Origin of the sequence: Brevundimonas sp. (genome assembly GCF_016463485.1) — a bacterium.
Taxonomy (GTDB): domain Bacteria; phylum Pseudomonadota; class Alphaproteobacteria; order Caulobacterales; family Caulobacteraceae; genus Brevundimonas.
The window spans coordinates 425-7343 of the sequence record NZ_JAEMRD010000155.1; the positions used below are offsets into that span (position 1 = coordinate 425).

General features: G+C 71.4%; 6 protein-coding genes. All 6 read left to right on the top strand.

The window, feature by feature from the left end; genetic code table 11:
- Positions 1-53 precede the first annotated feature (53 nt).
- The 6 genes from JHC99_RS16145 (at position 54) to JHC99_RS16170 (ending at position 6750) form a co-directional block, all read left to right on the top strand.
- Entirely contained in the window at positions 54-1472 is a 1419-nt protein-coding gene (locus JHC99_RS16145) for a HAMP domain-containing sensor histidine kinase (protein ID WP_292155582.1), read from the top strand.
- Complete coding sequence (locus tag JHC99_RS16150) at positions 1469-4345, top strand: bifunctional [glutamine synthetase] adenylyltransferase/[glutamine synthetase]-adenylyl-L-tyrosine phosphorylase (protein ID WP_292155583.1); 2877 nt, start codon at positions 1469-1471, stop codon at positions 4343-4345. Before JHC99_RS16145 ends, JHC99_RS16150 begins: the two co-directional genes overlap by 4 nt.
- Before the next feature lie 82 nt (positions 4346-4427).
- Complete coding sequence (locus JHC99_RS16155) at positions 4428-5198, top strand: EF-hand domain-containing protein (RefSeq protein WP_292155585.1); 771 nt, start codon at positions 4428-4430, stop codon at positions 5196-5198.
- 63 nt (positions 5199-5261) lie between these two features.
- Positions 5262-5837, top strand: coding sequence for an RNA polymerase sigma factor (locus JHC99_RS16160; protein WP_292155588.1), 576 nt, complete (start codon positions 5262-5264; stop codon positions 5835-5837).
- A complete protein-coding gene (locus JHC99_RS16165) occupies positions 5834-6265 on the top strand; it encodes a hypothetical protein (protein ID WP_292155591.1) in 432 nt (143 codons plus the stop codon). The genes JHC99_RS16160 and JHC99_RS16165 overlap by 4 nt, the downstream gene beginning before the upstream one ends.
- Entirely contained in the window at positions 6262-6750 is a 489-nt protein-coding gene (locus tag JHC99_RS16170; RefSeq protein WP_292155594.1) for a periplasmic heavy metal sensor, read from the top strand. The genes JHC99_RS16165 and JHC99_RS16170 overlap by 4 nt, the downstream gene beginning before the upstream one ends.
- Positions 6751-6919: the final 169 nt, after the last annotated feature.

Below are 6919 nucleotides of genomic sequence, written 5' to 3' on the forward strand. Positions count from 1 at the left end.
TCTCCGCTGCGCTCCGACCCCCCTCCCCCGCAGGGGGAGGGAGAGGTAACGCAGTGAAACTCCCCTCCCTCTTCCGCCGCACGCCGTTCCGGCTGACGCTGCTGTTCCTGGCGCTGTTCGCCACGGCGGCAAGCGCCATCCTGGCCTATGTCTATGTGGCGTCGGCCCAGGAGGCACAGGCGCGCGCGCAGTCTCAGGTCCAGGTCGAGGCCGACAGTCTGACGGCCGTCTATAACGCCCGGGGCGTCGATGCCCTCAACGTCGCCCTGATCGAGCGGATCAGCCGGGGCGGCAGCTATCTGTATTTCCTGACCGACAAGACCGGCCAGAAGATCAGCGCCAACCTCGACAGCTCGCCCATCGCCGCCGCGCCCGGAGCCACCGAGGGGCAGTGGGACACCTTTCGCCTCACCGAGGTCGATCCCGAAGGCCGGGTCAAGCGGCCCCAGGGCTTCGGCGTGGAGATGGAGCTCAGCGGCGGCGAGCGGCTGTTCGTCGGCGAATCCATGGGCGATACCGAGGCCTATCTGGCCCGCCTGACGCAGGCCCTGTGGATGGCCATGGGACTGGTGCTGATCCTGGGCGCCGGCGGGGGCCTGCTGATCAGCCGCAATGTCGAACGCTCGATGGGCCGGCTCAACCGCGTCGTCACGGCGGTGCAGGAAGGCGACCTCAAGGCCCGCGCCCAGGTCCGGACCTCCGGCGACGAGCTCGACGAGCTCGGGCGCGGCCTGAACGGGATGCTGGACCGGCTGGAGGCCTCCATGGCCTCGATCCGTCACGCCGGGGACGCCGTCGCCCACGACCTGCGCTCACCCCTGACCCGGATGCGGGCCAAGCTGGAGGTCGCCCTGATCGACGCCGATTCCGGCAAGGTCTCGGGCGTCGAGGCCCTGGAGGTCGCCCTGGCCGAGACCGATCACCTGCTGAAGACCTTCAACACCGTGCTCGCCATCGCCCGGCTTCAGGCCGGGGGCGCGCCCGATCCCGTCGTGTTCGACGCTGCCGACCTCGCCGCCGACATGGCCGAGCTTTACGAGCCCGCCGCCGAGGACAAGGGGCTGGAATTCTCGGCCGAGATCGAGCGCGGTCTGATGATCGAGGGCAACCAGCCCTTCCTGGCCCAGGCCCTGGCCAACGTCATCGACAACGCCATCAAATACACGCCCAGCGGCGGTGCCGTGATGCTGAGGGCGCGTCGGCGGTCCTCGGGCGACATCGAATACTCGGTCACCGACACCGGCCCCGGCGTGCCCGAGGCCGACCGTGGCCGCGTCATCGATCGGTTCGTCCGCCTCGACAACAGCCGCACCGAGGCCGGATCGGGCCTCGGCCTGTCTCTGGTCTCTGCGGTGCTGGAGGCCCATTCCGGCCGCGTCCAGCTCGACGAAGGCCCCGGTGCCTATGGCGGCTTCGGCCCCGGCCTGCGCGTAGCCCTCGTCCTGCCGCCCGCGACCGGGTCGATCGCGTGAGCGGCCCGCTCGTCGATCGTCTCGTCCCCTGCGGACCGGTGCTGGACATCGAGGTCGCCGCCCGGGCCCATGTCCGTCTGGCCGACGCCGCCGACACCGCCAGGTGGCGCGCCCTGTTCGACCGGGCCTGGCTGGCGCTGGAGCCGGTCTTCGCCGCCTCGCCCTATCTGTACGGCATCGCGCGGCGCTGGCCCGAGCGGCTGAAGGCCATCCTCGAGGCCGATCCCGACGCCCGGCTGGCGGAGATCCTCGCCGAAACCGAGGCACTGACCGGCGGTGCCGACGAGGCCCGCAAACCCCTGCGCCTGCTCAAGGCTGAACTGCACCTGCTGACCGCCCTGGCCGACCTCGGCGGCGTCTGGGATCTGGACAGGGTCACCGGCGCCCTCAGCCGCTTCGCCGACGCCGTCACCCACCGCGCCCTGTGCGCCGTGGCCCACGACCAGCGTGACAAGGGCCGGCTGGTCTCCGCTCCTGACGACCCCGGCGGCCCCATCCCCGGCCTGTTCGTCCTGGCCATGGGCAAGCACGGTGCCGACGAGCTCAACTATTCCAGTGACATCGACCTCAGCCTGTTCTTCGACCCCGACATCCTCGCACCGGCCCTGGCCCCCGGCGTGGAGGCCCAAGGCTTCGTCAACCGCGCGGCCCAGGCCCTGGCCGCCCTGCTGTCGGAGCGCACCGCAGACGGCTATGTCTTCCGCGTCGATCTGCGTCTGCGCCCCGACCCGTCATCGACCCCGCCGGTCGTCGCGACCCCCATGGCCCTCGCCTACTACGAATCGGTCGGCCAGAACTGGGAGCGGGCCGCCTTCATCAAGGCCCGCGCCGTCGCCGGCGACCCCGACGCCGCTGCCGATTTCCTGGTGGCCCTGACCCCCTTTGTCTGGCGCCGCAGCCTCGACTACCAGGCAGTGCTCGACATCCAGTCGATCAAGCGACAGATCCACGTCCACAAGACCGGCGAAGGCATGGTCGCCATGGGCGCCAACCTCAAGCTGGGCCGGGGTGGCATCCGCGAGATCGAATTCTACGCCCAGACTCAACAGTTGATTCTCGGCGGTCGCGACCCCCGGCTGCGCTGCCCTCGCACCGAGGACGCCCTGGCCGCCCTGGCCGGGGCCGGCCATATTCCGATCGAGGTGGCTTGGGAGCTGACCCAGGCCTATCGCGAACTTCGGGCCATGGAACACCGCGTCCAGATGCTGGACGACGAACAGACCCATTCCCTGCCGGTGGACGGCGCCCGCCGCGCCGCCGTCGCCGCCCTGGCCGGAGAGGGCGACCTGGCCGCCTTCGACGCCGGGGTCGAGGCCCTGCTGGTCGGGGTCAATCGTCGCTACGGCGAACTGTTCGAAGGCGAGGAGGACCTGTCCTCGCCCTGGGGCAGTCTGGTCTTCACCGGCGTCGACAACGACCCCGAGACGCTCAAGACCCTGTCGCGCATGGGTTTCACCGAGCCGACTTCCGTCTCCGACACCATCCGCAGCTGGCACCACGGCCGGATCGGCGCGACCCGGTCGGCGCGGGGTCGCGAGCTGTTCACCCGCCTCGCCCCCAAACTGCTGGAGGCCGTCGCCGCGACCGGTGCCCCCGACGCCGCCTTCCGCCGCTTCGGCGTCTTCTTCTCGGGCATGAGCTCGGGCGTCCAGGTTCAGGCCCTGTTCCTGAACCAGCCCCAGCTGTTCGAGATGATCGTCGGCGTCATGGCGTTTGCGCCGCGTCTGGCCCGCACGCTCGGCCGCTATCCGGCGGCGCTTGATTCCATGCTGGACGCCCGCTTCCAGACCCCGCTCGGCCCCAACACCGGCCTGTTCGACCAGATGGAGGCCGAGGCCCGGGCCGCGGGCGACTTCGAGGGGGCGATGAACGCCGTGCGCCGCCTGCATCGCGAGCAACAGTTCCGCATCGGGGTCCAGACCCTGACCGGCCGGATCGGACCCGAGGCGGCGGGTCTGGGCTTCACCAACCTGGCTGACGCCGTCATGCGCACCCTGGCCGACGCCGCCCTCGCCGAAACCGTGCGTCTGGGCGGTGCCATGCCGGGCGCGGTGGCCGTGATCGCACTCGGCAAGGCCGGGTCGCGCGAGATGACGGCGGGCTCCGACCTGGACCTGATGACCGTCTATGACGCACCGCCCGAGGCGACCTCGGCGTCGAAGGGCTGGACCGCCGACGTGTTCAACATCCGGTTCACCCAGCGGCTGATCTCGGCCCTGTCGGCCCATACCGCCGAGGGTGGTCTGTACGAGGTCGACATGCGGCTGCGGCCCTCGGGGTCGAAAGGCCCGGTGTCGGTGCCGCTCTCGGCCTTCGCCGACTATTACGCGACCGAGGCCGCGACCTGGGAGTACATGGCCCTGACCCGCGCCCGCGTCGCCTGGGCCAGCGACCCGGATTTCGGCGCCCGGGTCACCGCTGGGATCGAGGCGGCCCTGCGTCGGCCCCGTCCTGGTGTCGACGTCGCCGCCGACATCCGCGCCATGCGGTCGCTGATGGAGCGCGAGCGCCGCGCGTCCGGCTTCTGGGACCTGAAGCTCTCGCCCGGTGGCCTCGTCGATGCCGAGTTCGTCGGCCAGTACCGCCAGCTTCAGGCGGCGGCGTCCGGTGCCCCCCTGACCGTGCGCACCCTCGACCAGCTGGCGAAAGATCCCGCCCTTGCCGAGGCGTGGCGGTTGCAACAGCGGCTGGGTCAGTTGTTCGCCGTCGCCTTCGACGACAAGCCGGACCCCGACACGGAGTCCGCCGCCTTCCGTCGGCGTCTGGCCGAGGCTGCTGGAGAGGCCGGTTTCGAGGCCCTGATCGCGCGCCTGGAGCGCACCCGTCGCGAGGCGCGCGCGGCCTTCGACACCGTCCTGCCCGCCCCGCAATAGGCCCCGCGACGGATTCGTCGTCGATCCGTCGTTGAACGGAACAGGTGGGCAATCGGGTCATGGACCCATGGGAGACTTGCAGATGAGCAGATTTGGTTTCGCCGGCGTGGCCGCGGTGTCGCTCGCCGCCCTTCTGGCCGGATCGGCCATGGCCCAGAGCCCCGCACCTCAGGGACCGACCGCGGCCCGGCAGGCCCGCCTCGATCCCGACGCCGACGGCAAGATCAGCCAGGCCGAGTTCGTCCAGGCCCGCACGGCCCGCCTCACCACGCTGGACACCGACCGCGACGGCCAGGTCACGGCCGCCGAACGTCAGGCCGGGCGCCAGGCCATGCGCGCCACCCGCGCCGCCGCCCGCTTCGACCGCCTGGACGCCGACAGGAACGGCGAGATCAGCCGTGCCGAGTTCGACTCCGCCCGCACCGCCCGCGCCCAAGCGCCCCGTCAGGCGCGCCGGGGCGACGGCCGTCGCGCCGAACGCATGCACAATGCACGCCCCGGCGGTGCCCGCTGGGCCCAGCGCGCAGAACGCCGCATGAACCGGACGCCGGGCCGCGGCCCCGATGCCCGGCCGGCCGCCGTCGTCATCGCCGACGTCCAGGCCCGCGCCGCCGCCAACTTCACCCGTCTGGACAAGGACAGTGACGGCTTCCTGACCGCGCCCGAGGTCATGGGCCGCCGCGCCATGGCCGGTCATCGCATGGGTCGCGCCGCCCATCGCATGGGTGCCCATCGCATGGGCCCCCACCGCATGGGTCAGGGCCGCATGGCTCAGCGCATGAACCGACCCATGCACCGCCAGATGCACGCCCCCGCCGTTCCGCCATCGCCTTCCGCCCCCGCTTCGGAGTAGTCAGGATGCAGCGGGAGGCCCGGATGTCGCCGGTTCCAGCCCCGGACAGAGGAAGAGGCCGGATTGGCTCTGAGCGCCGACCCCGACGAGGATCTGGTGCGCCGCGTGGGTCAGGGCGATCCCGCGGCCATCCAGGCCATGGTGGCGCGAAAGCTCCCGCGCATGCTGGCCCTGGCGCAACGGATGCTGGGCGATCCGGTCGAGGCCGAGGATGTGGCGCAGGAAGCGATGCTCCGGGCCTGGAAACAGGCACCACGATGGGCGCCTGGCAAGGCGCGGTTCGACACCTGGCTGCATCGGGTGGGTCTCAACCTCTGCTACGACCGGCTGCGACGGCGGCGCGAGGTGCCGACCGAGGCTCCGCCCGATCGTCCCGACGACGGGCCCGCCCCGGATCAGGGTCTGCTCAGCGCCGAACTGGGTGCCCGGGTCGATGGCGCGCTGAAGCGGTTGCCGGACCGTCAGCGCGAGGCGATCGTGCTGTGTCATTATCAGGAGCTCGGCAATATCGAGGCCGCCGCTCTGATGGAGGTCAGCGTAGAGGCGCTGGAAAGTTTGCTGTCGCGCGGTCGCCGCACCCTGCGACAAACCCTGGCGGACCTCGGGCCCGCGGGCCGTCAGGGGACTGAACGAGGATGACGATGAACACCGACCGGTTGAAAGCTCTGACCGAGGCCTACGGCGCCGACCTGCGTCGCTGGCCCGAAGCGGAGCGCGAGACGGCGCGTCAGGTCGTGGCGCGCGACGATGCCTCTGCACGCGCCCTGTTGGCCGACGCTGACCGGATCGACGCGGTGCTGGACGCCTCGGCACGTCCGGTCGTCTCGACCGCCCTGCGCGACCGGGTCCTGGCCTCTGCCATCGCGGCCGGACTGACGCCGAAACAGGCCCGTCGAATCTGGGATCGGCTGGTGGTCTGGTTCGCCGCCGGCTGGGCCGCGGCGGCCTGCGCGGGGGTCGTCGCCGGGGTCAATCTGACCAGTCATCTGACCGCTGACGACCAGACCGACGCCGTCATCTCCCAGTCGATGTCCGGCGTCGTCGACGACACCGAGGTGCTGGGATGACCAGCCGTACCCTCAAGATCGCCCTGGCCCTGTCGGTCGCACTGAATGTCTTCGGCCTGGCGGGCGGCGTCGCGGCCTGGGTCACGCGCGAAAAGGTCGAACAGCGCACCGGCGCGCCCTCGCAACCCGGCCGGCCCGGCTTCCGCCAGATCATGGACGGCCTCGATCCCGCCGTCCGCGACCGCGTCCGCACCACCTTCCGCACCGCCGCCCAGGCGGCCCGACCCGACTTCCAGGCCTCGCGCGAGGCCCGCCAGGCCGCCATCGCCCTGGCCGCCTCCCCGAACGGCGACCCGGCCAAGGTCGCGGCCCTGCTGGACCAGTCCCGCGCCGCCGAGATCCGGGGCCGCGAACGGATGGAACGCGACGTCGTCCCCCTGTTCGCCACCCTGAGCCCCGCCGACCGCCAGTCCCTGTCGGTCCTCCTCAACAAGCGCAGCCGCAGCGACGGCCCGCGCGAAGGCGGCGGCGGCGAGAAGAAATAGCGCGCGCGTTCACGCGTAGACCGTGGTGTCTTTCTCCTCCCCGTCGCGAAGCGATGGGGAGGTGGCGCGGCCCGTCTTCGGGCCGTGACGGAGGGGGGGACGAGGTCTGACCGGTGGGAACTCTCCAAGCGATCGAGGTACGTATGTAGCCACCACTCCCGGCACCGAG